The sequence below is a fragment of the Janthinobacterium lyxosi genome (assembly GCF_051380665.1).
In the GTDB taxonomy this organism is placed as follows: Bacteria; Pseudomonadota; Gammaproteobacteria; order Burkholderiales; family Burkholderiaceae_D; genus Janthinobacterium.
On record NZ_JBNYXM010000023.1, the window covers coordinates 12,172 to 37,745 of the forward strand.

A 25,574-nucleotide genomic window follows, 5' to 3' on the forward strand; every position below is an offset into this window, starting at 1 on the left:
GGCGATCAGCCCTTGCTGGCCGCTTCCAGGATTTCCAGCTTGGTTTCGCGGCCATTCTTTTGCACGCCCTGCGCCTTGTCATAGCTTTCGATCAGCGCGCGGTACGGCGGCACGATATGGTCGGTCATGACGGCGGCGAACTCCATCGCATCGGCGCGGTTCCAGGTGCTCATCACCTCAGCCAGCACCGCATACGTGTCGATCGGCACGGCGCCGGCCTGCGTCACGCGTGCCATGGTGATGTCGGTAGCCATCTTCGACCAGTTGCCCGAAGCGTCGATGATGGCAAACACCTTGTAGCCGGCGGCCAGCGCGCTGATGGTGGGAAACGCCATGCACACGCTGGTGAGCGTGCCGGCGATCAGCAGGGTCTTGCGGCCCGTCTTTTCGATGGCCTCGACCCAGGCCGGATTGTCCCAGGCGTTGATCTGGCCCGTGCGCGGGATGTAGACGGCGTCCGGATTGAAATGGTGGATTTCCGGGATCAATGGGCCATTCGGGCCATCGGGCACGGAAGCGGTAGTAAAAGTGGGCATATTGGCCAGGCGCGACAGCTTGGCCAGCGCCGTGACGTGACCGCGCAGCACGTGCTGCTCGATGTCGCGCACCAGCTGGAACAAGCCGCTCTGGTGGTCGATCAGCAGCATGACGGCGTCGTCGGGATCAATCATCGGTGGCAAACCTTGGAAGTTGGCGGGGGTGCTCATGGTGGTCTCCTGAAAAACCATGCCGCGGGATGCGGCATGGGTTGTTGCTTACTGCCTGCTGCACAAATTACGTCGCGATGCGGGCGAAGCGGCCGCTGTTGAAATCCTCGAACGCCTGCGCGATTTCCGCTTCGGTATTCATGACGAAGGGACCGTGGCCGACGATGGGTTCCTCAATCGGCGCGCCGCTCAGCAGCAGTACCACGGCGTCGTTGTTCGCCTCGATGGTGATGCTGTCGCCATCGCGCTCGAACAGCGCCATCTGCGCTTCGCGCACCACGCTCTCGCCATTCACCAGCACCGTGCCATGCAGGACGATCAGCGCCGTGCTCCAACCTTTGCTCACGGGCAGCTCCGTCAGCTTGCCCTGGACCAGGCGCATGTCCCACACCTGCATAGTCGAGAACGTGCGGGCCGGGCCATGCTGGCCGCCGAAGTCGCCGGCAATCACGCGCACCGCACCGGCGCCGTCCGGCAGCGCCACGGTGGGAATGGTGTCGCTGGTGATCGCCTGGTAGCCGGGCGCCGTCATCTTGTTCTTGGCCGGCAGGTTGACCCACAGCTGCACCATTTCCAGGGTGCCGCCCGACTGCGTAAAGGCCGGCGAGTGAAACTCTTCGTGCAAGATGCCGGCGCCGGCCGTCATCCACTGCACGTCGCCGGGGCCGATCACGCCGCCCTGGCCCGTCGAATCGCGGTGCGCCACTTCGCCCTTGTAGACGATGGTCACCGTTTCAAAGCCGCGGTGCGGGTGCGAGCCGACGCCGGGCGGACGGGTGCCGGGCACAAATTCGGCAGGACCGGCATAGTCGAGCAGCAGGAAGGGGCTCAGCTGCTTGCCATGGCCGTTATACGAAAACATCGAGCGCACGGGGAAACCGTCGCCGACCCAGTGCTGGCGCGGTGCGCTGTAGATACCTGTGACTGTGTTCATCTCGATCTCCTGTTGGGGTTTGCATTTCGATGGAGACAGAATACGCTTGCAACGATGGAGGCGATAGACGGTAAAATACGCCATCAGCGTTCTAAAAATAGAACGATAAAGGAAGCGGCATGCAGGATTTGAATGACTTGTATTACTTTGTGCAAGTGGCCGACCATGGCGGCTTCGCGCCGGCCGGGCGCGCGCTGGGCATGCCGAAATCCAAACTGAGCCGGCGCATCGCGCTGCTGGAAGAGCGCCTCGGCGCGCGCCTGCTGCAGCGCACGACGCGGCATTTTTCCGTCACCGACGTAGGGCAGACGTTTTACGAGCATTGCAAGGCGATGCTGGTGGAGGCGGAAGCGGCGCAGGAAGCGATCGAACTGACACGGGCGGCGCCGCGCGGCACGGTGCGCCTGTCCTGCCCCATCGCCCTGCTGCACGCGCTGGTGGGTCCCATGCTGGCCCGCTTCATGCGCGAGCATCCCCAGGTCACGCTGCTGCTCGAAGCGAGCAACCGCCGCGTCGACCTGGTGGCCGAAGGCATCGACGTGGCCATCCGCGTGCGTCCGCCGCCGCTGCCCGACAGCGAGCTGGTGCTGCGCGTGCTGGCCGAGCGCAGCCAGTGCATGGTGGGCAGCCCGCTGCTGTTCGCCGGCGCGCCCGTGCCGAAAGCGCCGGCCGACCTGGCCGACTGGCCCAGCCTGGCCCTGGGCATGCCGCAACAGCACTACCAGTGGGATTTGCACGGCCCGGATGGCGCGCGCGCCCAGCTGCGCCACGTGCCGCGCTTCGTCACGGGCGACATGCTGACCTTGCGCGACGCGGCCGTGACCGGCGTGGGCGTGGTGCAGCTGCCGACCATGATGATCACCGAACAGGTGGCCAATGGCAGCCTGCTGCCGCTGATGGAGCAGTGGCGGCCGCAGCGCGAAATCATCCACGCCGTTTTCCCGTCGCGGCGCGGCCTGCTGCCGGCCGTGCGCGCGCTGATCGACTATCTGGCGCACAGCTTCGCCGCGCTGGAGGAGGAGTGAGGGTTTTCAGGTACGATGACGTACTCTCGAATCGCCTGGATACCGCATGCGTTTATTGATTTTGTCGGACCTGCACCATGAGTTATGGCGCGACGAAGCGCCGCAAGGCGACCTCACGCTCAGCTGCCCCGACGCCGTCATCCTGGCAGGCGACATCGACACGGGCGCCCGCGCCGTCGCCTGGGCCGCCAGCACGTTTGCGGGACTGCCGGTGCTGTACGTGCATGGCAACCACGAAGGCTATGGCCACCACCTCGACAAGGTGCGCCAGGAGCTCCATGCGGCCTGCGCCAGCACGCAGAACGTACATTTCCTCGACTGCGGCACGCACGTCATCGCAGACCAGGCAGGCAACACCGTGCGCTTCCTGGGCGCCACCCTGTGGACGGATTTCCGCCTGTTGGGCGACGACACGCGGCAAGCAGCCATGCGCGACGCGGAAGCCGTCATGAACGACTACAAACGCATCCGCCTGGCCAACATGGGCTTTCGCAAATTGCGCGCGGCCGACACGGCCATGTTCCACGCGCAGCAAAAAGCCTGGCTGACGCGCGAACTGGCGCAGCCTTTCGAGGGCCGCACCGTCGTCATCAGCCACATGGCGCCGTCGCTGCTATCGGTCGATGATGCGTATGGCAGCGAGGGATGTTCTGCCGCGTATGCCTCTCGCCTGGACGAGCTGGCCGCGCAGGCGGACCTGTGGGTGCATGGCCACCTCCACGTCTCGCGCGACTATCGCATCGGCCCGTGCCGCGTCGTATCGAACCCCTGCGGCTACAGGACGCGCAGCGGCACGCCGCAAAATCCCCGCTTCAACCCGAACTTCATCGTCGAACTGCCGGCCCGTTAAACGTCCGCGTTAATCGTCCGCGTTAATCGTCCGCCTTCAAACGGCCCGCCAGCCATTGCTGCAGGCGGTGCTTGCCGGCCGCCACCAGCGGATTGCGCGACTTGGGCGTCGCTTTCACTTTGATTTTCATGGTGTCTCTTTTCAACCCTGGATGCAAACGATTTATGCCGGGTCGTCCAAAACAAAAAACCCCGGCGAGTTTCCTCACCGGGGTTTGAAGGACACCGGCTCGGGATCGGCAATGCTGCCGATGGCCCCGAGCGTCATGCGCGGGGCTAGTGCTTGTACGACTTGCTGCCAACCTGCTCGAACATGGGGTTCCTTGTTTGCTTAATCTGCCTTGCGGACGCTGATTCTGCACCGTATGCTGCAGTGCGTCAACCGCTTTTCATGACGCATTCGCCAACGTTGCTATTTTGTCGCAGCCGCTTTTTCTTTGGCGATGCGGGCATCGAGCTTGGCTTCATTTTTGGCTGCGTAGTTGCTGCACGCCTGCGCATCGATGAAGGGATTCGGCGTGACGCCTTCCAGCAATTGCGTCAGCTTGCGGTCTCCGCCGGAGTGGTCGGGGTGGGCCGAGATCAGGATATCGCACGGCAGTTTGGCGAAGTCCTGCATGACGCGGCGAAAGGCCGGCGTCAGGTCCGCATGGCGTTCATCGGCCAGGTAGTGAAAATCGTCGGCCGCCACCGGCGTAAGGCTGGCGCCGAACACCACGTTCAGGCATTCCTGGCGCTCGGCATCCTCGCACGAAACCCAGGTCCAGCTGGTGCTGCCTGGCGTATGGCCGGGCGTGTAGCGCGCCGTGATGGCCACGTCGCCCAATTGCAGGGTTTCGCCGTCGGCGATTTCGTGCACGTTTTCCACGGCCGGCATGGCATCGATTTCGCCCGCTTGCGGATCCGCAGCAAGCACCGATCCCGCGCGCAGCGCCTGCGCCCCCAGCGGGCTGGCGACCACTTGCGCGCCGCTGTCGCGGGCCAAGGCGGCGATGCCGCCCGAATGGTCGAAATGCGCTTCCGTATTCAGGATGAACTTGATGTCTTGCAGGCGAAAGCCCAGCTCGAGGATATGTTCCTTGATGGCGGCCACCGATTGCGGCAACGCGCCATCGATCAGGATCAAGCCTGCACGCGTGTCGATCAGCACCACGCTCAAGCCGCCCACGCCCACGTAATAAGTGTCGCCGTGGATGCGCGCCGGTTGCTGCGGGCGGTTCCACTGCGCCGCGTAGGGCGAGGCAATCGGCTGCGTCAGGGGATCGATGGCGGGCGTGGCGGCGTGTGCCGTCAGCGGCAGCGCCATGGCGGCCAGCGCGATACTGAGCAAGGTCTTGGGGGAAAAGAAAGGCGGCATGCGGCTCCAGGAGTGAGTGTGGGGTAATCGATGCCATAGGGTAACGTCGCCACCCTGGCGCGGTCAAGCAGACGGACGCAACGACTTGCGCTACGATAGAGGCCCATAGACCTGCCGCGCGCCTTGCCGCGCCCACTGCCATGCGTTTGCTGATCCTGTCCGACCTGCACCTGGAAGTCTGGGGTGAAGACACGCCCGCCATCGACCTTGCCGCCAGCCGCCCCGACGTGGTGATCCTGGCCGGCGACATCGCCACGGGCAACCATGCCATCGCCTGGGCTGCGCGCACCTTCGGCGCCCTGCCCGTGCTGTACGTGCATGGCAATCACGAGGGCTATGGGCACCAGCTCGAATACATGCAGGACGCGGTGCGCGACGCCTGTGCCAGCGCGAATGCGCAGGGCGCCAACATCCGCCTGCTCGACGGCGACGCCGCGGTGCTCGATGGCGTGCGCTTCCTCGGCATCACGCTGTGGACGGATTTTTTACTCTTTGGCGCGGAGCGCCGGGAAGAAGCGCTTAGCGCGGCGCAAGCCTACATGCCCGACTACAAGCGCATCAGCACGGGCGGCAACACGCCGCGTCTCTTGTGCGCCAGCGACACGGCGCAGCTGCATGCGCAGCACCGCTCCTGGCTGGAACAACAACTGGCGCAGCCCTTCGATGGCAAGACGGTAGTGATCACGCACATGGCGCCCTCGATGCAGTCGGTGGACGAGCAATACGCGACAAACCTGGGCTCGCCCGCCTTCGCCTCGCAGCTGGACGGCCTGGTGGCGCAAGCCGACCTGTGGGTGCATGGCCACATGCACGCCTCGCTCGACTATCGCGTGCAAGGCTGCCGCGTCGTCTGCAACCCCTGCGGCTACAAGCGCCCCGATGGCACGCCGGAAAACGAGCGCTACGATCCCGGCTTCATCGTCGACATCGCCAGCACGGTTTAGTTTTTTCGATAGCGCAGCTGCGCCACGCCGCTAGGCAGCTGGCGCGTGCCGTCCAGGCGCCAGTCGCTGCGCGGCAAGCCATCCTCGAACAGGCGCACGCCCTTGCCCAGCACCACGGGCAGCACGGACAAAGTCAGGCTGTCGATGACGCCCTCGCGCAAACCGGCGCGGATGACGGCGCCGCCATCGAGATACACGTGGCGGCAACCCTCCTCTGCCAGCTCCTCCAGCACTTCGCGCACGCTGCCTTCGCGGCGCTGCTCGCCATGGCGCGGCGCGAAGTCGCGGTGGCTCAATACCACCACGCGCTTGCCTGCATACGGCCACGGCTCAAAACCCAGCACGGCGTCATAGGTGGTGCGCCCGATCAGCAGGGTATCGACTTGATCCATCAAGGCCGTGTAGCCGGTGGCGTCAGGCGAGTCGGGGGCCAGCTCGGCCAGCCAGGACAGGTCGCCGTTTTCCCCGGCGATACAGCCATCGATGCTGATGCCGAGAAAAACGCTGACAGAAGTTTTTTGCATGGGTGCTCCTTCAATTAATTCTACGGTGTAGAATTATGCCCATGAAAACCCCAAAACTTCAAGTCATGGAATCTCCCGTGCGCCGCGCGGGGCGTCCGCGCCGCGCGGCGCCCGCGCTGGACAGCGCCAGCATCCTGCACGCTGCCCTGGTCCTGCTGGAAGAGCAAGGCGAAGCGTTTTCCATGCGCGCGCTGGCGCAACGCCTGGGCGTCGATGCCATGGCCCTGTACCACTATTACGCAGGAAAGGAGGAATTGCTGCTGGCTCTGATGGTGCAGCGTTTTGCCGCGCTCAATCCGCGCCAGCCGCCGTTTACGCGGCGCCAGGCGCCACCACGGCGTGTGCTCGCGCTGTGCGCCCTGTACCTGGAACTGGTCAGCGCCACGCCGTATTTCGTGCGCCTGATGGCGCGCGGGCTGGTGACGCAAGCCGACGTGGCCGAGCGGTTTACGGCGCTATTCGAGCAGGCACTGGAGGGGCTTGATCTGCCGCAAAATATTCGCCTGCGCGGCCGTGATGCGCTCGTCGATTTCCTGCACGGCTATGCGCTGGCGGGCCGGCCGGCCAGCGAGACGCAATGGCACGCCTCGGTCGGCCTGATCCTGGCGGGAATGCGCGCAAGATGCTGATCGCGCCTCAGGGCGCCTGCAGCGCGCGCAGCCGTTCACTGGCATGGCTATTGTCGGCATTGAGCGCCAGCGATTTGCCGTAATTGACGATCGCACCTTGCTTGTCGCCGGCCTGCTCGAGGATTTCCGCCAGGCTATCGTAGGCATTCCAGCTCGATGGGTGCAGGCTGGCATTCAGGCGCAGGACGGCCACGGCTTGCGCCAGCTGCTGCTGGCCGCTTAGCTTGTAGCCCCACACGTTCAGCGCATCCTCGTCCGGCAGCGCTTGCGCATCGCGCGCCCGGAGTTCAGCCCACGCCTGCGACGCTTCTGCGTAACCGCGCTGCAGCAGCATCTTGCGCAAAGGCAAGACCGCCGGTGGCAGACCGAAGCCCGTCGACGGGTGCATGGCCGGCACGTAGAAGCCGGCGATTTCATCGATGAACAGTTCCGGATTGACACCCTGCAAATTGGTCAACACCACCACCGACAGATCGTCTTCGGGATACACGAAGAACGCGGAGCGCATGCCGCCGATGGGGCCGGCCGCGCGGTGTTCGCCGCGCACCGTCACGGGCCAGCCCAGCGCTGAACCATTCAACAGCGCATTCGGCCCCTGCGTCTTGCCGTTGTTCAGCACATACGGGCTCCACATGGCTTGCAGACTGGCCTTGTCCTTCAGGAGCTTGCCGCCTTGCAGGGCGAGCAGCCACTGCGCGATATCGCCCGAGGTGGAGAGGATGCCGGCGGCTGGACGGAAATACGCGGGGAAGGTGACGTAGGTGGTGGCCAGCCGAGTGCCCGTCAGCCACTTGCCGCCCTCGTTACGCGAATAGGTGTAGGCGCCGGCGGAATGGGCGACCACATCGCTGGAATCGCCGAAACGCGTGTGCTTCAGGCCGGCCGGCTTGAACTGGTGGTTTTCCACGAACTGCACGAAGGACTCACCGCTGAGCTTTTCGATAATCTTGCCGACCAAAACATAGCCAGTCTGGTTGTAGCTGTAGCGCTCTCCCGGCGCGAATTCGAACGGCAGGGTCTTGACCTTGCTCCAGGACAGCGCTTCATTCTCGCCACCCAGCGGGCTTTCCTTATCGTCGATGATGTTGGGCAAACCCGAGGTATGCGTCATCAACTGGCGTATGGTCAGCGCGCGCCAGGACGGCGGCAAGTCGTCCAGATACAGCGAGATGGGGTCCGCAAGCCTGAGCTTGCCCGCCTCGACCAGCTGCATGACGGCCACGCCCGTAAACGCCTTGGTACAGGAATTGATCGAGAACACGCTCTCGTTAGTGGCCGGCACGCCGTGTTCCACATTGGCCATCCCCAGGGCGGCCAGTTCGACAACCTTGCCTTGCTGGATGACGGCCACTTGCAGCGCAGGAATCTGCTGCAGTGCCATCTGTTGCCGGAGATAGTCCATCACTTGGACCGACGTCCCTTGCGCAGCTTGCGCCCAGGCGGGCAAGGCCAGGCACAGTCCGCTGATCAGCGCTACCAGTTTCATGTTGTCTCCGTTCGCGTTGGCGGGCGTCAGGCATGCAAGGGGGAGCGTGGAACGCCTCGGCACCTACCTTAGCGGATTATGCAATTTTGCGAAACAGAAATATCAATCTGCTCCCAAGTAAAAACAGACGCCCCGCAGGACGCCTGTTGCGCACTGACCTGGACAAGACTCAGGCAAACTTCTTGAAATCCGGCTTCCTCTTTTCAAAGAAGGCCGTAAATGCTTCCTTCGCCTCGGCGCCGCCCAGCATGGCGCTGAACAGTTTGTTTTCGTCGGCGATGGCGGCCTTCATCGGCTCCATGCGGCTTTGCTTCATCAGGCGCTTGGTGGCACGGATCGAGGCGGCTGGCAGGGCCACCAGCTTGGCGGCCTGGCCTTGCGCGAAGGTCATCAATTCGTACAGGGGCACGACTTTCGACACCAGGCCCATTTCCAGGGCTTCACTAGCAGGGAACGCTTCGCCCAGCATCAGTTTTTCCGCCGCGCGCGGGTAGCCGGCCAGTTGCGTGAGCAGCAGGCTGGAAGCGAATTCCGGGCACAGGCCCAGCTGCGTGAACGGCATCGAGAAGCTGGCGTTGTCGGCCGCGTAGACCAGGTCGCAGTGCATCAACAGCGTCGTGCCGATGCCGATGGCCGGGCCGGAGACTGCCGCCACCACGGGCTTGCTGCTGCCGTACAGGGCGCGCATGAACTGGAACACGGGACGGTCATGATCGAGCGAACCATCCTTCGGGCGCGCCGCCTTCATGAAGTCATCGAGATCGTTGCCTGCCGTGAAAATCTCGCGCTTGCCGCAGATCAGGATGGCGCGCACGGCGTCGTCCGTCTCGGCCGCCCCCAGCGCATCGGCCAGGGTCTGGTACATGGCCCCCGTGATCGCATTCTTGCGTTCCAGGCGGTTGAATTCCAGGGTGAGGATGCCTTCGCTCTTGCTGCACAAAATATCCATGTCGTCTCCAAAAGAATAAGGGCGCCGGGATAATCCCGCAGCGCCCTGTTTTATTGCTTTAGCCCGCCAAACTTATACGCGCTCAAAAATTCCGGCTGCGCCCATGCCGGCGCCCACACACATCGTGACCATGCCGTACTTCTGCTTGGTGCGCTGCAGCGCGTGGATCACGGTAGCGGCGCGGATGGCGCCCGTGGCGCCCAGCGGGTGGCCCAGGGCGATCGCGCCGCCCATCGGGTTGACCTTCGATGGGTCCAGGCCCAAGTCGCCGATGACGGCCAGCGCCTGTGCAGCAAACGCTTCGTTCAGTTCGATCCAGTCCAGCTGGTCTTGCGTGATGCCGGCGGCGGCGCACGCTGCTGGGATGGCGAATTTAGGACCGATGCCCATGATTTCCGGCGGCACGCCGCGCACGGCGAACGAGGAGAATTTCGCCAGCGGGGTCAGGTTATGCTCGCGCAGGATTTTTTCGCTGACGATCAAGAGCGCACCGGCGCCGTCGGACATCTGCGAGCTGTTGGCGGCCGTAACGGTGCCCTTGGCGGCAAACACGGGTTTCAGTTTGCCCAGCGACTCCATCGACGAATCGGCGCGCGCGCCTTCGTCGGTGTCGACGGTGCGGCGCGATACGTCCACCTGGCCGGTGGCCAGGTTAGGCGTGCGCGTGATGATTTCGACGGGCGTCGTTTCGGCCTTGAAGAAACCGGCTTGTTGCGCGGCGATGGCGCGGCGGTGCGATTCGACGGAGAACGCGTCCTGCTGTTCGCGCGACACTTTCCATTGCTGCGCCACTTTCTCGGCCGTCAGACCCATGCCGTAGGCCATGCCGATGTTTTCATCGCTGAACATGTCCAGGTTCATCGATGGGTGGTGGCCCATCATCGGCACCATCGACATCGATTCGATGCCGCCGGCGATCATCACGTCGGCTTCGCCCACGCGGATGCGGTCGGCCGCCATGGCAATGGCCGTAATGCCCGAGGCGCAGTAACGGTTGACGGTGACGCCGCCCACGGTTTTCGGCAAGCCGGCCAGCAGCACCGAGTTACGCGCGATATTGAAGCCCTGCTCCGCTTCCGGGAACGAGCAGCCAATGATGGCGTCGGTGATCAGCGCCGGGTCGAGGCCAGGCGCTTGCGCCAGGGCCGATTGCAGCACGCGCACCAGCAGGTCGTCCGGGCGGGTATTTCTGAACATGCCGCGCGGCGCCTTGCCGATCGGGGTGCGGGTTGCAGAGACGATGTAGGCGTCTTGAAGTTGTTTGCTCATTTTATTCTTTCAAAGATGTTGAACGAAGTTCGTGTTCTGTCGAATGTCCGAGGTGGCGCTCTATCGCTTCTGCGACAAATACCAGTCCACCGTCACCTGTGCCGCCAGCGTGCCTTCGGAGTCGAAAATGTCGACTGCCACGGGAAACGCCACCTTGCCGTCCTGCGCCAGCTGCGCCTTCAAGGCAGCCAGGTCGCCCGGTACCCGGCCTTCGGCGCGCGTCGCGCCCCGGGCCACCTTCTGGTAGGCGATGCGCGACTCCTTGGCCACCGGGCGCAAGCCCAGTATCAGCTCGGCGAAGCCGCCAGCCATGGCTGCGCCGGAAGCCGTTTCGGCCAGGGTAAACAAGGCGCCCGCGTGCTGCGTGCCCAGGTGATTATTCAGTTTGGGATCTTCCGGCATCGACACCTTCGAGGTGCCGGCGCCGATGTCGTCGATGCTGATCCCCAGCAGCCGCACGAAGGGCAAGGTGTCCATCATCTGTTGTTTGATACGGTCATACACCATGCTTGGCCTCACGCGCAGTAATACTTTAAATACCAATGACAGGATCTTCATCGACGATGGGCTTAGTTGCGTACCGGCTTACCGGTTTGCATCATGCCCATGATCCGTTCCTGGGTTTTCGGATGGTTCAACAGCTCCAGGAATGCCTTGCGTTCCATATCCAGCAGCCACTGTTCGCTGACGAAACTGCCCTGGTCCACGTCGCCGCCCGATACGATCTCGGCAATCATCTCGCCCAGCTTGAAATCGTGCGCCGAAATGAAGCCGCCGTCGCGCATGTTGACCAGCTGCGCCTTGATGGTGCCCCAGCCGTAACGGCCCGTGACCTGGATCAGCGACGGCAGTTGCGGACGGAAGCCCGCGTCGAACATGGCGCGCGCTTCGACCTTGGCCACGTGCAGCAGCTCGTAGGCGTTGAACACGATCACGTCGTCTTCTTTCAGGTAGCCCATCTTCTTCGCTTCCAGTGCCGATTTCGACACGTTGGCGGTGGCTGCATTGGTGAAGCCCGTTTTCAGGAATTGCAGGATATCGTTACCCTTGGCTTCCTTGTAGGCGCGCTGCGCCGCTTCCTTCAGGCCGCCACCGGCTGGAATCAGGCCCACGCCCACTTCCACCAGGCCGATGTAGGACTCGATCGAGGCCACGCGCTTCGATGCATGCAGCGCCAGTTCGCAACCGCCGCCCAGTGCCAGGCCAGCGACCGCGGCGATCACCGGCACGTTCGCGTATTTCAGCGACATGAAGGTGTTCTGCAATTCGGCGATGATCGGATCGACGGCTTTCACGCCGCCTTGCATGAAAGCTGGCAGGGCCGATTGCAGGTCGGCGCCGGCCGAGAAGGCGCCGCCTTCGGCTGCGTCGGCATGCCAGATCACCAGACCCTTGAAGTTCTTTTCCGCTTCCGCTAATGCGAGTTTGAGTCCACTAATCACGCCTTCACCGATCACGTGCATCTTGGTCTTGAACGAGATGATCAGGACGTCGTCGCCCGTGTGCCAGACGCGCACGGATTCGTCTTCGAAGACGGTGGTGCCGGCGGTCTTGGGGTCGGCAGCGCCGCTGCCCAAGTTGGTACCAAAAACGGGCGCGCGGAATGGCTGGCGGTCATACACGGACAGGGTCGAACGGGGCACGAAGCTGTTCGACACGGCGGAATAGGATCCTTCCGGCGTATGCACGCCGCCTTTTTCAGCGACCGGGCCTTCGAAGACCCAGGCTGGCAGCGGTGCGTTGCACAGCGCGTGGCCGGCGTCGATGTCTTCCTTGACCCAGTTGGCCACTTGCAGCCAGTTCGATGCCTGCCACGTTTCAAACGGACCGACGTTCCAGCCGAAGCCCCAGCGCATGGCGAAATCGATATCGCGCGCATTGTCGGCCACGGTGTCGAGGTGAATGGCGATGTAGTGGAAAGCGTCGCGGAAGATCGCCCACAGGAACTGGCCTTGCGGGTTGGTCGATTCGCGCAGCGCCTTCATCTTCTTGACCGGATCCTTTTCCTTCAGGATGCGGGCGATGATGTCGGCAGCCTTGGCGCCGCCAGCCACGTATTCACCGGTGGCGAAGTCCAGGCGTTGAATTTCCTTGCCAACCTTCTTGTAGAAGCCTGCACCACTCTTCTGACCCAGCGCGCCCTTTTCCACCAGCTGCGCCAGCACGGCCGGCGTCTTGTAGACGGCGGCGAAAGGATCGTTCGGCAGGTAGTCCTGCATGGTCTTGATCACATGGCCCATGGTGTCCAGGCCGACCACGTCCGCCGTGCGGAAGGTGCCCGACTTGGCGCGGCCCAGCTTGGAGCCCGTCAGGTCATCGACAACGTCTACGGACAGGCCGAATTTCTCCGCTTCGTGCACGATGGCCAGGATGCCGAACACGCCAACGCGGTTGGCGATGAAGTTCGGCGTGTCCTTGGCGCGGACCACGCCCTTGCCCAGGGTAGTGGTCAGGAAGCCTTCCAGCTGGTCGGCAATCTCAGGTTTGGTGAACGCGGTCGGGATGATCTCGACCAGGTGCATATAGCGCGGCGGGTTAAAGAAGTGCACGCCGCAGTAGCGCGATTTCAGGTCGGCGTCGAAGCCTTCGGCCAGCTTGGTGATCGACAGGCCGGAGGTGTTCGAGGCGAAGATCGCATTCGGGCCGATGTGCGGCGCCACCTTCTGGTACAGGTCGTGTTTCCAGTCCATGCGCTCGGCGATGGCTTCGATGATCAGGTCGCAACCGGCCAGCAGGTCCAGGTTGTCTTCGTAGTTGGCGACCTGGATCAGCGACGCGTCATCCTTGTTGCCCAGCGGGGCAGGCGACAGCTTTTTCAGGTTCTCGATGGCGCGCAGCACGATCGCATTTTTATCCGTCCCGCCGGAGACATGCTCCGGCTTCGCAGGCAGGTCGAACAGCACGACCGGCACTTTCGCGTTGATGCAATGGGCGGCGATCTGCGCGCCCATCACGCCGGCGCCGAGGACGGCTACTTTTTTAACGATGAAATTGGTCATATTTTCCTCAAGTCTTAGAACAGGTCTGCGTCGAGTGCCATCAGGTTGGCCGAACCGGAACGCGCCTGACGGATCAGGGTTGCCGTTTCAGGCTGCAAGCGGGCGAAGTAGAAACGTGCGGTAGCCAGTTTGGCGGTGTAGAAGGTGTCGCCGCTGGACTCTTTTTCGAGGGCGATCTTGGCCATCTGTGCGAACAAATAGCTGTAGATCATGTGGCCGACGACACGCAGGTAAGGCACGCATGCCGCGCCCACTTCGTCAGGATTCTGGAAGGCCTTCATGCCGATTTCCATGGTCAGCTTGGTGACTTTGTCGCCCAGGTCGCCCAGTGGGGTAACGAATTCGCTCATCGCTTCATCGGTGCCGTTGTCTTCGACGAAGGCCTTGATCTTTTCGCCGAACTTGCGCAGCTTGGCGCCGTTGTCGCCCAGGATCTTGCGGCCCAGCAGGTCCAGCGACTGGATCGTGTTCGTGCCTTCGTAGATCATGTTGATGCGCGCGTCGCGCACATACTGCTCCATGCCCCATTCCGAGATATAGCCGTGGCCGCCGAACACTTGCATCGCGTCCGAGGTGGCGATCCAGGCGTTGTCGGTGATGAAAGCCTTGATGACGGGCGTCAGCAGCGCCACTTCGTCGGCGGCTTCCTTGCGCACGTCGGCGTCAGGGTGGTGCAGTTCGCGGTCGATCTGCAGCGCCACGTAGGAGGTGAAGGCGCGTGCGCCTTCGGCGTAGGCTTTACCGGTCAGCAGCATGCGGCGCACGTCAGGGTGCACGATGATGCGGTCGGCTGGCAGTTCCGGGTTCTTGATGCCGGACAGCGAACGCATTTGCGTGCGGTCCTTGGCGTAGATCAGCGCGTTCTGGTAGGCGATTTCCGTCAGGCCCAGCGACTGCATGCCTACGCCCAGGCGGGCCGCGTTCATGAAGACGAACATGGCGTTGAGGCCCTTGTTCGGCTGGCCGATGATCCAGCCTTTCGCGCCGTCCAGGTTCATCTGGCAGGTCGAGTTGCCGTGGATGCCCATTTTTTCTTCGATGGCGCCGCAGGTGATCGGGTTGCGCTCACCGACCGTGCCATCCGCGTTCGGCAGGAATTTCGGTACCAGGAACAGCGAGATGCCTTTCGAGCCTTCCGGTGCATCCGGCACGCGGGCCAGCACCAGGTGCAGGATGTTTTCCGCCATGTCGTGCTCGCCGGCCGAGATGAAGATCTTGTTGCCGGTGATGGTCCAGGAACCGTCTGCCTCAGGCAGCGCTTTCGAGCGCAGCAGGCCCAGATCGGTGCCGCAGTGCGGTTCGGTCAGGCACATGGTGCCTGTCCATTCGCCCGACACCAGTTTCGGCAGATACACTTCCTTCTGATGGTCGGTGCCGTGTTCCTTCAGGCACTCGTAGGCGCCATGCGACAGGCCCGGGTACATGGACCAGGCCTGATTCGACGAGTTCAGCATTTCATAGAAGGAGTTGTTCAGCACGACCGGCAAGCCCTGGCCGCCGTATTCCGGATCGCAAGCCAATGCCGCCCAGCCGCCTTCGACATACTGTTTATACGCTTCCTTGAAACCTTTGGGCGTGGTCACGCTTTTCGTGACAGGATCGTGGTGGCAGCCTTCGCGGTCGCCGGAGTGATTCAGGGGGAACAATACTTCGGAAGTGAACTTGCCGCCCTCTTCCAGTACCTGGTTGATGATGTCGGCGTCGACGTCGGCGTACGACGGCATTTGCTTCAGTTCTTCTTCCACTTGCAGGAACTCATGCAGAACGAATTGCATATCCCGGATTGGCGCGACGTATTGACCCATAATTTTCTCCTGAAGGCGTTTAGCTAAAGTGTTGTACTTGTGAACTGCGTGTGCGTTGCTGCGGATACTGCCTGACGGCTTATTTGCTTGTGACAGAATTCTGGTAGGACGCCAGCAAACGGACAAATCCTGCCTGCGCCCGTTCGATGCTGCCCGGCACGCGCAGGAAGCGCGCATCGTGATGCAAGGCCAGGATCAGGCCATACATCTCGTACACCAGCTGCTGGGCGTCCGTGTCCGCTTTCAAGTCGCCCGTGGCGATCGATTGCTCGACACAGCGCAGCAACGCGCCCTGCCAGGCCCGCACCATGGCCACCAGGGACTCGCGGATGGGGCCGGGACGGTCGTCATACTCGACGGCGCCGCTGATATAGATGCAGCCGGAAGCGATCTCCACGCTGACCCGCTTGACCCAGCGCGCAAACATCGATTGCAATCGCTGGATACCGCGTGGTTCTTTCATGCTGGGGAAAAAGACTTCTTGCTCGAAACGATAGTGGTAGAGCTTCAGCACTTCCATCTGCAAGTCCTCGCGCGAACCAAAGTGGGCGAACACGCCCGACTTGCTCATGTTCATTTTGTCCGCGAGCAGCCCAATGGTCAGGCCTTCCAGGCCGTCGCGGCTGGACAGGTCCAGCGCCACGTCGAGGATGGCTGCACGGGTCAGTTCGCCCTTGCGCATGAATTTGACTGAAGTATTCAAGAGGTCCGTTCTAAAAGTGATGTTGCCGATCTGGCGGATGGGAACGCGGGTAAAAAAAAGCACGCCACGAAAAAATCCGAACGCTCGTACTATTATCCACTGCCACATAAAAGTCAAACGGGAACTTTAGAGCCGGCGTTCTATTGGTGCAGCGCAGCATTTTTTGGCTATGTGTTTATAGCGATTTCAGGAGGGCAAAAACTTCGCACGTCTTGTCTTACAGCAACAAGAAAACATCAGGAAAGGTCGCCTGCCTTGCTCAGCTGACGGCGGTCGCGCTTGGTCGGCCGCCCCTTGATGGTGGTGCCCGGCTCGCGGAACAGCTTGCGCTCCTCGGCCAGCTGCTCGCGGCGGGCAATGCTGGCCGGCGTTTCGCCATACAGCAAGCGCGCCACGGGCGCCGCGCCGCGCTTGTCGGACAGGCCCAGCACGGCCACTTCCCACGTTTCCGCGCCATTGTCGATGGCCAGCTCGTCGCCCACGCGCAGGCTGCGCGCCGGTTTCACGCGTTCGCCACCCACTTTCACCTTGCCCGTGTCGACGGCTTCGCTGGCCAGCGAGCGCGTCTTGAAGAAGCGCGCCGCCCACAACCATTTGTCCAGCCTTACCGTTGTCATCTCGTTCATGCGTACTTGCCTACTGAAAAAATGCGCATCACCAGCCGGTACACGAGGAAGGCGGCTTCGTAGCCGATACGCCGGAAACGGCCGATGTGCTTGAAATCATCCTGGTGAATGACGATGCCGTCCGCCACGCCCTGCTCAATGTGCTGGCGCAGGCTTTGCGCGAACGCCACGTCCTTGATGACCACGTTCGCTTCCTGGTTCAGGAACAGGCTCAGCGCGTCAATATTGCTCGAACCCACCGTCGCCCAGTCATCGTCGACGACGGCCACCTTGGCGTGCAGCTGCGTCTTGCGGTATTCGACGATTTTCACCCCGGCAGCCAGCAGTTTCGGATAAAACGAGTGCGCCACGGCATCTTGCATGCGGAACTCGCCCACGCCGATCAGCAAGACCACGTCGACGCCCCGCTGGGCCGCCTGGGCCAGCGCGTGGCGCAGCTTGTGCCCGGGCGCAAAATACGGGTTGGCCAGCATCACGCTTTTGCGCGCCTGGCCCAGCGCCTGCAGGTAGGCGCGCTGGATGGTGCGGCGGTTGCGCAGGTTGTCGCGCACGACAAAGCCGGCCACGACGGGGTTCTTCGCCAGTTCCTTGCTGACCACGCGCATCTTGCGGTACAGCTTGATACGCCGCACCAAGTTCATCTTGCCCAGTCGCGCCCACTGCGCCTGCACTTCCTCATGGATGGCGTCCACCAGCGGGCCCTTCACCTGCACGGCGAAATCCCAGCGCGGCGCTTCCAGGCTGATGTTGTGGTCGTAGTCGCAAAACATGTCGTCGTTGATATTGATGCCGCCCACCAGGGCGATTTCGCCATCGGCCACACAGATCTTGCGGTGCGTGCGCGTGATGCCGCGCCGGAACCAAGGGTTGAAGATGCGGTGGTGCACGCCGGCAGCTTCCAGCTGCGCATGCATGGCCTTGACCCGGCGGTTGCCCGTGCCGAACCAGTCCGTGATCATGCACACCAGCACGCCGCGCGCGGCGGCGCGCTTGAGCGCGTCGAGCACCAGCGTGCCCGTGGCGTCGTCGGCAAAGATATACGTTTCGAAATAGACTTCCGAGCGCGCGCCATCGATGGCGGCTATCAGCGCGGGAAAGTAATCGGTGCCGCAATACAGCAGCTGGATGTCGTTGTGGGCGATGAAATTGACTGTGCGCATGCTGGCAGTCTACGCGAGTTTTAAAGCGGCAACGATCGGCGCGTGGTCCGACAGTTTGGCCCACAAGGTGCCATGCATCACTTGCGCGCCTTCCACGTGGAAACCGCGCACATAGATGCGGTCCAGGCGGAACCACGGCAAGGCGGCGGGAAAGGTGCGCGCCGGTACGGGCACGGGTGGCTTCGTCTGGCGCCGCGCCAGGGTGCGCACCAGGTCGCCCAGCGCCGAGTTCGACGCGCGCTGGTCGAATACTTCCACCACGCCCAGCGCATTGCGCAGCTTGTCGCTGAGCGTGTTGCGCCAGTCGTTGAAATCGCCGGCGATGATGACGGGCTCGCCGTTCGGCGCCGATTCCATGACGGCGTCGATCAACGCCTGCGTCTGGCGCCCGCGTCCCGATTCGAACAGGCCCAGGTGCACCACATAGCAGTGCACGTCGGCCTGCGGCGTCTTGAGCACGCAATGCAAAATGCCGCGCTGCTCGTAGGCATGGTCGGACACATCGTGGTTGGTTTGCGAGGCGATGGGGAACTTGCTCAGCAAGGCATTGCCATGGTGGCCATGGTCATACACGGCATTCATGCCATACGCGGAATGGTGCTCGGCGCCGGCAAAGAATTCATGCTGCGACGCTTCCGGCCAATGCTTGTGGCCGTTTTTCTCGGCGCCAAAGCGGGCCGCATTGCGGTCATGCTTGCCTTGCACTTCCTGCAAAAAGACGACATCGGCATTGAAGAGAGCGATCGCCTGCTTCAATGCGTGAACCCTGGGCAAGCCTCGCACGGAGGAGACACCCTTGTGGATATTATAAGTTGCTACGCGGATTTTCATGCATTGATTCTACTCCCAGACGGGCCCCGCGCGGCGTCAGCGTAGGTGCGCGTGCGCACCTACCACGCACAATCAGGCCAGCATGCGTCCTACGCCCGCCGTCACGCTGACGAGCAGCGCGGTGATGCCGGCCGCCCAGACGATCTTGACCAGCAACGGTGCGCCACGCCAGGCCACGGTGCGCTTGCCCTTGGCAAACGCGCCAGGGTGCAGCAGCCAGCCGATCGCCATCAGCGGCATGCCGATAGGCGGCGTGCGGCCGGGCACGGTGGAGCTAAACAGCAGCAAGATAAAGCACAGGCAGAAAACGATGCCCAGGGTGCCCAGCAGTTTTTGCTGCGTAGTCAAATGTAACCAGTTCAACATGGAATGCTTTCTAGGAAAATCAGGTGGGGCGCGCCAGGCCCGTCATGGCCGGCAATTGCAGGATGGCTTCCGCGTTGGACGACGAGAAACAGCGATCGGCCGCCGCCAAGTAAGGCAGCCACGCGTATTGCAGATGTTCGCGGGGACTCAAAGTGATGGCGATGTCGCGCGGCACTTGCACGCTGAACACGTGCTCCGTGTTGCGCGTCACGCCGGGCGCGTAGCGGTGGCGCCAGATGGGATAGATCTCGTACACATTCGACAAGTTCCAGTCGCGCAGCACGATGTCGTACCCATCGGCAACGATGCCGGTTTCCTCGCACAATTCGCGCGCGGCCGTCTGCAGCAGCGGTTCGTCGACGGCGTCGACGGAACCGGTCACCGACTGCCAGAAACCGGGCTGGCCCGCGCGCTCGATCAGCAAGACGTCCAGATCAGCCGTATGAATGACGACCAGCACGGAAACGGGAATTTTATGAGTCATATCAACAATGAAAAAGGCGCCTCGTCAGCGCCTCTTTTTGCATAGCATTATCAAACAGCGGCCGCCGCAGCGGCCGCTGATGCATTACGCTACTTTTGGCTCGGCGCCGCGCAAACGGATATGCAGCTCGCGCAATTGCTTCTCGTCCACTTCCGACGGCGCTTGTGTCAACAGACACTGGGCGCGCTGGGTTTTCGGGAAGGCGATCACGTCGCGGATCGAATCGGAACCCGTCATCATGGTCACGATACGGTCCAGGCCGAATGCCAGGCCGCCATGCGGTGGCGCGCCGTATTGCAGGGCGTCAAGCAGGAAGCCGAACTTCAGCTGGGCTTCTTCGGCATCGATCTTCAGTGCACGGAAGACCTTGCTTTGCACTTCTTCGCGGTGGATACGGATCGAACCGCCACCCAGTTCCCAGCCGTTCAATACCATATCGTAGGCCTTGGCGATGCAGGCGCCCGGATTCGTTTCCAGCATGTCTTCATGGCCGTCTTTCGGCGCCGTGAATGGATGGTGGGTTGCCGTCCAGCGGTCCGCTTCTTCGTCGTGTTCGAACATCGGGAAGTCGACTACCCACAATGGCTTCCACACGTCTTCGAACAGGCCGGCTTTCTTGCCGAACTCGCTGTGACCGATTTTCACGCGCAGCGCGCCGATGGCGTCGTTGACGACCTTGGCCTTGTCCGCGCCGAAGAAGATCAGGTCGCCGTCTTGCGCGCCCGTCTGCTCGAGAATCGTCGCCAGCACGTCGGCAGGCAGGAACTTGACGATCGGCGATTGCAAGCCTTCTGGGCCCTTGGCCTTCTCGTTGACCTTGATGTAAGCGAGGCCCTTGGCACCGTAGATGGCGACAAATTGCGTGTAAGCGTCGATTTCCGAACGGGGCATGCTGCCGCCTTGCGGTACGCGCAGGGCCACCACGCGGCCGCCTTTCATGTTGGCGGCGCCGTTGAAGACCTTGAATTCGACCGTCTTCATGATGTCGGTCAAGTCCGTGAAGGCCAGCTTGACGCGCATGTCCGGCTTGTCGGAGCCGTACAGGCCCATCGCTTCGGCGAAATCCATCACCGGGAACGGGTTCGGCAGGTCGATGTTCAGCGTGTTCTTGAAGACGACGCGTATCATGTCTTCGAACAGGTCGCGGATTTCCTGTTCCGTCAGGAACGAGGTTTCGCAGTCGATCTGCGTGAATTCAGGCTGGCGGTCAGCGCGCAAGTCTTCGTCGCGGAAGCATTTGGTGATCTGGTAGTAACGGTCGAAGTTGGCGACCATCAACAGTTGCTTGAACAACTGTGGCGATTGCGGCAAGGCGAAGAAGCTGCCCGCGTTGACGCGCGACGGCACCAGGTAATCGCGCGCGCCTTCTGGCGTGGACTTGGTCAGCATCGGCGTTTCGATGTCGATGAAGCCCAGCGCGTCGAGGTATTTGCGCACTTCCATCGTCACCTTGTAGCGCAGGCGCAGGTTGTTCTGCATTTGCGGGCGGCGCAGGTCCAGCACGCGGTGCGTCAGACGCGTCGTTTCCGACAGATTGTCGTCATCGAGCTGGAACGGCACGGGCACGGACGGGTTCAGCACTTCCAGTTCCGAGCAGACCACTTCGATCTTGCCGGACTTCAGGTTGTTGTTGATGGTGCCGTCGATACGGCTGGTCACGACGCCCGTCACGCGCAGGCAGAATTCGTTGCGCACGGCTTCGGCGACCTTGAACATCTCCGCTTGTTCCGGGTTGCAGACGATTTGCACCAGGCCTTCACGGTCGCGCAAGTCGATGAAAATCAGGCTGCCGTGGTCGCGGCGGCGATGTACCCAGCCGCACAGGCTGACGGTTTGTCCCAGCATGGCTTCGGTAACGAGGCCGCAGTATTCAGTACGCATAGACATAAAATTCTCAGTTCAGGTTAGTGAGTGTTCAATCCGGCCACGTCCCGCGTGGGACGCCTGCCTTTATTCTTTGGCTGCCGGGGCCGGTACAGCAACAACTTCCGCAGGCGCCACCACGCCCATCGAGACGATATATTTGAGCGCCGCATCGACACTCATGTCGAGTTCAACGACATCGCTGCGTTTCATCATCAGGAAAAAGCCCGATGTCGGATTCGGCGTCGTCGGCACGTACACGCTGACATAGTCGCCCACCAGATGGTTCGCCGCATCGCCGCCCGGCACGCCGGTCAGGAAAGCGATGGTCCAGGAGTTCTGGTGCGGATACGGCACCAGCACGGCCTTGCGGAAGGCATTGCCCGACGGGGAAAACAGGGTATCGGACACTTGCTTGACGCTCGAATACAGGGAATTGACGATGGGTATGCGTTGCAGCAATTTTTCCCACAGTTTCACCACGTAATTGCCGACCAGGTTATTCGTCAGCAAGCCCGTGAAGAACACGATCAGTACCGTCAATACCGTGCCCAGGCCTGGAATGGTGCTCAGCGCGGGAAGCTTGTGGCCGAACCATACGCTAGGCTGCGTACTGCCGGGCACCAGCAACAGCGACTGGTCCATCGTGCTGATCACCAGATTCAAGACCCAGGCGGTAATGGCCAGGGGAACCAAAATCAGTAATCCGGTAATAAAATATTTACGCATCGGTTTCTCGGTAATGGATCGTATCGGCGCGGCGCGCTTTTCAATCCGCTTTCGGCGCAGCGGCAGCCGGGGCGGACGCAGGCGCCGCAGCAGGCGCGCTCTCGGCGGCTGCGGCGGGCTTGGCGTTATCGGCCGGGCCCGTCGGAATGGCCGTGCTAGGGGCCGTGCCGCCGCGGAAATCGGTCGCGTACCAGCCAGTGCCCTTCAATTGGAAACCGGCGGCCGTCAATTGTTTCTTGAAACTGGGCTTGCCGCACGACAGGCACACCGTCAGTACTGGATCGGAGATCTTTTGCAAGACATCCTTGGCAAAACCACACTCGTCACAACGGTAAGCGTAAATCGGCATCTCTACTCCGAGAAAATCATCAAAAACCCTGAATTATAAAGCTTTTCCGCCATTCCCAGCGGAAAATGCCCGCTCGCTCAGCCGGTCAGCCTCAGTCCGCCCGGCGGCGCCAGCTCATCCAGCGCTCCTTGCCGGCGAAGACGGCAATGGAATCGTCCACGGCCTCATCGGCCAGGCAGTCGAAATGCGGCGCCAGCAAGGCTTGTAACTGCTCACGCGAAATGCCAAATGGCGGCCCCTTGGCATTGTCATCAAAGAAAAAGTAACCGGCCAGCATGGCGCCTGGCGCCAGCAGCTGCGCCCAGCGGGCCGCCACTTGCGGCCACATGGCGCGCGGCATGGCGCACAGGAAGGCCCGCTCATAGATCAGGTCCAGCGGCGCTTCGGGCTGCCAGGCGAAGAAATCGGCTTCCACCACCTGCCGTGCCCGCGCACCGACGACAGCACGCGCGGCCGCCACGGCAGCCGGCGAAAAGTCGATGGCCGTGGCATGCCAGCCGTGATCGAGCATGAAAACCAGCTCATACGCGGAGCCGCAGCCGGGAATCAGGCAGCGCAGCGGGGCCGGGCTGCCGGCAACGAAGCTGCGCAAACGCGACGGCACGCCGCCATGGTCCCAGGGCGTAAATTGCTTCTCGAAACGCTCGTCCCAGAAGGCGGGCGAGAGCGGATCGCGGGTTTGAAAGTCAGCCATCACTTACGTCCTCAGCCAGTTAAAACGGCAATTGATGCCAGCGCATGAACACTTGCAAGCCCAGCGCGCCGAGCGCGAAGGCGCCCACGAAGTACACGATAAAGCTCAGCAATCGATTCGTCTGGCGTTGCTCTGCCAGCAAGGTTTTCATCAATTCCACGTCGTTTTCACGCGGTTCGCCATGCACCGTCAAGGCTTGGTGCAGCAAGCGCGGCAGTTGCGGGAAGATGTGCGCATAACGGGGCGCCTCGGCGCGCAGGCGCTCCATAAAGCCTTGCGGCCCCACCTGGTTGCTCATCCATTTTTCCAGATAAGGCTTGGCCGTTTGCCACAAGTCCAGCTCCGGGTCCAGCTGGCGGCCCAGGCCCTCGATATTGAGCAGGGTCTTTTGCAACAGCACCAGTTGCGGCTGCACTTCCACATTGAAGCGGCGCGAAGTCTGGAACAGCCGCAGCAAAACCTGCCCAAAAGAAATATCTTTCAACGGGCGGTCGAAGATCGGCTCGCAGCAGGCGCGCACGGCCGCTTCCAGTTCATCGACGCGCGTGTCTTTCGGCGCCCAGCCCGATTCGATGTGCGCTTCGGCCACGCGCTTGTAATCGCGGCGGAAGAAGGCGAGGAAGTTTTGCGACAGATAATCCTTGTCATAGTCATTCAAGGTGCCGACGATGCCGAAGTCCAGCGCGATATAGCGGCCGAACGATTCAGGCGCGATGGAGACGAGAATATTCCCGGGGTGCATGTCCGCATGGAAAAAGCCGTCGCGGAACACTTGTGTGAAGAAAATCTCCACGCCATCGCTGGAAAGTTTACGCAAATCCACGCCGGCCGCCACCAGGCGCTCGGTCTGCGACACGGGAATCCCAACCATGCGTTCCATCACGATGACGCTGCTGGAACAGTAATCCCAGTGCATTTCCGGCACCAGCAGCAAGTTCGAGTTGGCGAAGTTACGGCGCAACTGGCTGGCGTTGGCCGCCTCGCGCATCAGATCCAGTTCGTCGTGCAAGTACTTGTCGAACTCGCCCACCACTTCCTTGGGCTTCAGGCGCTTGCTGTCGGCCCACAGGCGGCTGGTCCAGTCGGCGGCGATGTGCATCAGGGCCACGTCTTCGTCGATCAGCTTTTTCATGCCGGGACGCAAGACTTTCACGGCCACTTCGCGGCCGTCTTTCAGGGTGGCGAAGTGCACCTGGGCAATCGAGGCGGAGGCCACCGGCTCGCGCTCGAAGCTGGCAAACAGTTGATCCGGATGCGCGCCCAGGGACTTGGTGATTTGCGCGATGGCCAGGTCGGAGTCGAAAGGCGGCACGCGGTCTTGCAGGCGCGCCAGTTCTTCGGCGATGTCGGGCGGCATCAGGTCGCGCCGGGTCGACAGCACCTGGCCGAATTTCACGAAGATAGGACCCAGCTCTTCCAGCGCCAGGCGCAGGCGCAAGCCCCGTGGCGACGACAGGTCGCGCCAGAAAATCAGGGTGTCGATCAATTTGGCGGTGCGGGGAACTTGCAGACCAGAAATCGCTATCTCATCCAGACCGTACTTGATGGAAACACGGATGATTTTAAACAGGCGCAGGAATTTCAATATCATGTAGACAAATCCGGTGAGGAGGACTGCGGCTGGAGGGCGGCGGCCGCCTTTTCCAGCCGGGCAAGGCGCTTGGCCAGGCGTTCGACGTCATCGCGCACGCGCGTCACGCCAGCGGAATACTCTTGCAAGGCAGAAGGACGAATCAGCATGGGCTGTTCGTCAAGAAAATATTCGGCCACGTTTTCCGCCAGCTTTTTCTGGCCCGCGCGCACAAAGGCGGCGGCATCCTTCGCACCGGAAACGAGGCGCGTGGCCAGCATGGGACCCACTACCTTTTCCAGGTCGTGCTCCGCTTCCCAGCGCAAGCCCTTGCTCAACTGCGAAATCGCATTGGCAAACTCGGCATCGCCTTCGATCTTGACGTAGGAAAACGCTCGCTCGCGGTTTTGCAGGATCAGCGGTACATCGGACAATTTCACGCGGATGGTGACATTGGCCGGCATGTCGGCCGGCGCCGCTTCCAGCATGCCTGCGCTGTCGACGCGCAGGCGCAGGGCCACGGCGCCCGTGTCGATGCAGGCCAGCTTGCCGGCGTGCACGGCCAGCTGCTGGCGCGCCCACGGCTCCTGCGCCAGCAAATGGTTGATTGTCGCGATGACGGGCGTCATCAGGGAGAGATCGGAAAGTGGTGCCATCATGTGCTTGCGCGCCAAACGCGCCCCTAAAAATAAAAAACCGCCCGTAAAACAACGTGGGCGGTT

At 62.2% G+C, this 25,574-nt stretch carries 26 protein-coding genes; 4 read left to right on the top strand and 22 right to left on the bottom strand.

From position 1 onward, the window contains the following. Positions 1-5 precede the first annotated feature (5 nt). Positions 6-707 (bottom strand): isochorismatase family protein, encoded by a 702-nt coding sequence (locus tag ACQ4WP_RS21270; RefSeq protein WP_436524122.1) that lies wholly within the window; start codon positions 705-707, stop codon positions 6-8. 67 nt (positions 708-774) lie between these two features. After that, a complete protein-coding gene (locus ACQ4WP_RS21275) occupies positions 775-1,641 on the bottom strand; it encodes a pirin family protein (protein WP_436524124.1) in 867 nt (288 codons plus the stop codon). Between the two features lie 119 nt (positions 1,642-1,760). Here ACQ4WP_RS21275 and ACQ4WP_RS21280 point away from each other — a divergent pair, with 119 nt between their 5' ends. After that, positions 1,761-2,666, top strand: a complete 906-nt coding sequence (locus tag ACQ4WP_RS21280) for a LysR family transcriptional regulator (protein ID WP_436524126.1) — start codon at positions 1,761-1,763, stop codon at positions 2,664-2,666. A 46-nt stretch (positions 2,667-2,712) separates the two neighbouring features. Beyond that, the gene (locus ACQ4WP_RS21285) at positions 2,713-3,516 is read left to right on the top strand and encodes a metallophosphoesterase family protein (protein WP_436524128.1); all 804 of its coding nucleotides are present in this window, start codon (positions 2,713-2,715) and stop codon (positions 3,514-3,516) included. A 411-nt stretch (positions 3,517-3,927) separates the two neighbouring features. Here the strand turns inward: ACQ4WP_RS21285 and bla are convergent, their stop codons facing one another. Next, on the bottom strand, positions 3,928-4,872 hold the full coding sequence (gene bla, locus ACQ4WP_RS21290; RefSeq protein ID WP_436524130.1) for a subclass B3 metallo-beta-lactamase: 945 nt from the start codon (positions 4,870-4,872) through the stop codon (positions 3,928-3,930). A gap of 140 nt (positions 4,873-5,012) precedes the next feature. Between bla and ACQ4WP_RS21295 the strand changes: the two genes are divergently transcribed. Then, positions 5,013-5,816 (top strand): metallophosphoesterase family protein, encoded by an 804-nt coding sequence (locus tag ACQ4WP_RS21295; RefSeq protein ID WP_436524132.1) that lies wholly within the window; start codon positions 5,013-5,015, stop codon positions 5,814-5,816. Here the strand turns inward: ACQ4WP_RS21295 and ACQ4WP_RS21300 are convergent. Beyond that, the gene (locus ACQ4WP_RS21300) at positions 5,813-6,340 is read right to left on the bottom strand and encodes a dihydrofolate reductase family protein (RefSeq protein ID WP_436524134.1); all 528 of its coding nucleotides are present in this window, start codon (positions 6,338-6,340) and stop codon (positions 5,813-5,815) included. The genes ACQ4WP_RS21295 and ACQ4WP_RS21300 overlap by 4 nt on opposite strands. Positions 6,341-6,381: 41 nt before the next feature. Between ACQ4WP_RS21300 and ACQ4WP_RS21305 the strand changes: the two genes are divergently transcribed. Beyond that, complete coding sequence (locus tag ACQ4WP_RS21305) at positions 6,382-6,969, top strand: TetR/AcrR family transcriptional regulator (RefSeq protein ID WP_436524136.1); 588 nt, start codon at positions 6,382-6,384, stop codon at positions 6,967-6,969. Between the two features lie 7 nt (positions 6,970-6,976). Here ACQ4WP_RS21305 and ACQ4WP_RS21310 read toward each other — a convergent pair whose 3' ends face one another. The 18 genes from ACQ4WP_RS21310 to ACQ4WP_RS21395 all read right to left on the bottom strand — a co-directional run bounded on the left by ACQ4WP_RS21310 (position 6,977) and on the right by ACQ4WP_RS21395 (position 25,508). Then, on the bottom strand, positions 6,977-8,455 hold the full coding sequence (locus tag ACQ4WP_RS21310; RefSeq protein WP_436524138.1) for a serine hydrolase: 1,479 nt from the start codon (positions 8,453-8,455) through the stop codon (positions 6,977-6,979). 169 nt (positions 8,456-8,624) lie between these two features. Then, a complete protein-coding gene (locus ACQ4WP_RS21315) occupies positions 8,625-9,404 on the bottom strand; it encodes an enoyl-CoA hydratase (protein ID WP_436524140.1) in 780 nt (259 codons plus the stop codon). A gap of 72 nt (positions 9,405-9,476) precedes the next feature. Further along, positions 9,477-10,673 carry an acetyl-CoA C-acyltransferase gene (locus ACQ4WP_RS21320; protein WP_100875372.1) on the bottom strand — a complete coding sequence of 399 codons (1,197 nt, stop codon included), beginning with the start codon at positions 10,671-10,673 and terminating at the stop codon, positions 9,477-9,479. A gap of 60 nt (positions 10,674-10,733) precedes the next feature. Next, positions 10,734-11,180 (bottom strand): PaaI family thioesterase, encoded by a 447-nt coding sequence (locus tag ACQ4WP_RS21325; RefSeq protein WP_436524142.1) that lies wholly within the window; start codon positions 11,178-11,180, stop codon positions 10,734-10,736. A gap of 62 nt (positions 11,181-11,242) precedes the next feature. Next, positions 11,243-13,672: a 3-hydroxyacyl-CoA dehydrogenase/enoyl-CoA hydratase family protein gene (locus tag ACQ4WP_RS21330; RefSeq protein ID WP_436524144.1), complete on the bottom strand. Its 2,430-nt coding sequence runs from the start codon at positions 13,670-13,672 to the stop codon at positions 11,243-11,245. A gap of 14 nt (positions 13,673-13,686) precedes the next feature. Continuing rightward, positions 13,687-15,477 carry an acyl-CoA dehydrogenase C-terminal domain-containing protein gene (locus tag ACQ4WP_RS21335; RefSeq protein WP_035824186.1) on the bottom strand — a complete coding sequence of 597 codons (1,791 nt, stop codon included), beginning with the start codon at positions 15,475-15,477 and terminating at the stop codon, positions 13,687-13,689. 79 nt (positions 15,478-15,556) lie between these two features. Next, a complete protein-coding gene (locus tag ACQ4WP_RS21340) occupies positions 15,557-16,159 on the bottom strand; it encodes a TetR/AcrR family transcriptional regulator (protein WP_436524252.1) in 603 nt (200 codons plus the stop codon). A gap of 257 nt (positions 16,160-16,416) precedes the next feature. Beyond that, the gene (locus ACQ4WP_RS21345) at positions 16,417-16,806 is read right to left on the bottom strand and encodes an RNA-binding S4 domain-containing protein (RefSeq protein ID WP_077398991.1); all 390 of its coding nucleotides are present in this window, start codon (positions 16,804-16,806) and stop codon (positions 16,417-16,419) included. Continuing rightward, positions 16,803-17,966 (bottom strand): cardiolipin synthase ClsB, encoded by a 1,164-nt coding sequence (gene clsB / locus ACQ4WP_RS21350; RefSeq protein ID WP_436524146.1) that lies wholly within the window; start codon positions 17,964-17,966, stop codon positions 16,803-16,805. The genes ACQ4WP_RS21345 and clsB overlap by 4 nt, the downstream gene beginning before the upstream one ends. Before the next feature lie 9 nt (positions 17,967-17,975). After that, the gene (locus tag ACQ4WP_RS21355; RefSeq protein WP_436497646.1) at positions 17,976-18,797 is read right to left on the bottom strand and encodes an endonuclease/exonuclease/phosphatase family protein; all 822 of its coding nucleotides are present in this window, start codon (positions 18,795-18,797) and stop codon (positions 17,976-17,978) included. 72 nt (positions 18,798-18,869) lie between these two features. After that, complete coding sequence (locus tag ACQ4WP_RS21360; RefSeq protein WP_436524148.1) at positions 18,870-19,163, bottom strand: hypothetical protein; 294 nt, start codon at positions 19,161-19,163, stop codon at positions 18,870-18,872. 19 nt (positions 19,164-19,182) lie between these two features. Beyond that, the gene (gene nudB, locus ACQ4WP_RS21365; RefSeq protein WP_436524150.1) at positions 19,183-19,647 is read right to left on the bottom strand and encodes a dihydroneopterin triphosphate diphosphatase; all 465 of its coding nucleotides are present in this window, start codon (positions 19,645-19,647) and stop codon (positions 19,183-19,185) included. Positions 19,648-19,731: 84 nt separating this feature from the next. After that, positions 19,732-21,534, bottom strand: coding sequence for an aspartate--tRNA ligase (gene aspS, locus ACQ4WP_RS21370; protein ID WP_436524152.1), 1,803 nt, complete (start codon positions 21,532-21,534; stop codon positions 19,732-19,734). 63 nt (positions 21,535-21,597) lie between these two features. Then, positions 21,598-22,239 carry a DUF502 domain-containing protein gene (locus ACQ4WP_RS21375; protein ID WP_219117321.1) on the bottom strand — a complete coding sequence of 214 codons (642 nt, stop codon included), beginning with the start codon at positions 22,237-22,239 and terminating at the stop codon, positions 21,598-21,600. Positions 22,240-22,279: 40 nt separating this feature from the next. Next, on the bottom strand, positions 22,280-22,588 hold the full coding sequence (locus ACQ4WP_RS21380) for an FmdB family zinc ribbon protein (protein WP_436524155.1): 309 nt from the start codon (positions 22,586-22,588) through the stop codon (positions 22,280-22,282). A gap of 91 nt (positions 22,589-22,679) precedes the next feature. Next, entirely contained in the window at positions 22,680-23,282 is a 603-nt protein-coding gene (locus ACQ4WP_RS21385; protein WP_436524157.1) for a methyltransferase, read from the bottom strand. Between the two features lie 19 nt (positions 23,283-23,301). Further along, complete coding sequence (gene ubiB, locus ACQ4WP_RS21390) at positions 23,302-24,873, bottom strand: ubiquinone biosynthesis regulatory protein kinase UbiB (RefSeq protein ID WP_436524159.1); 1,572 nt, start codon at positions 24,871-24,873, stop codon at positions 23,302-23,304. Next, positions 24,870-25,508 (bottom strand): ubiquinone biosynthesis accessory factor UbiJ, encoded by a 639-nt coding sequence (locus tag ACQ4WP_RS21395; RefSeq protein WP_436524254.1) that lies wholly within the window; start codon positions 25,506-25,508, stop codon positions 24,870-24,872. Before ACQ4WP_RS21395 ends, ubiB begins: the two co-directional genes overlap by 4 nt. Between the last annotated feature and the right edge of the window lie 66 nt (positions 25,509-25,574).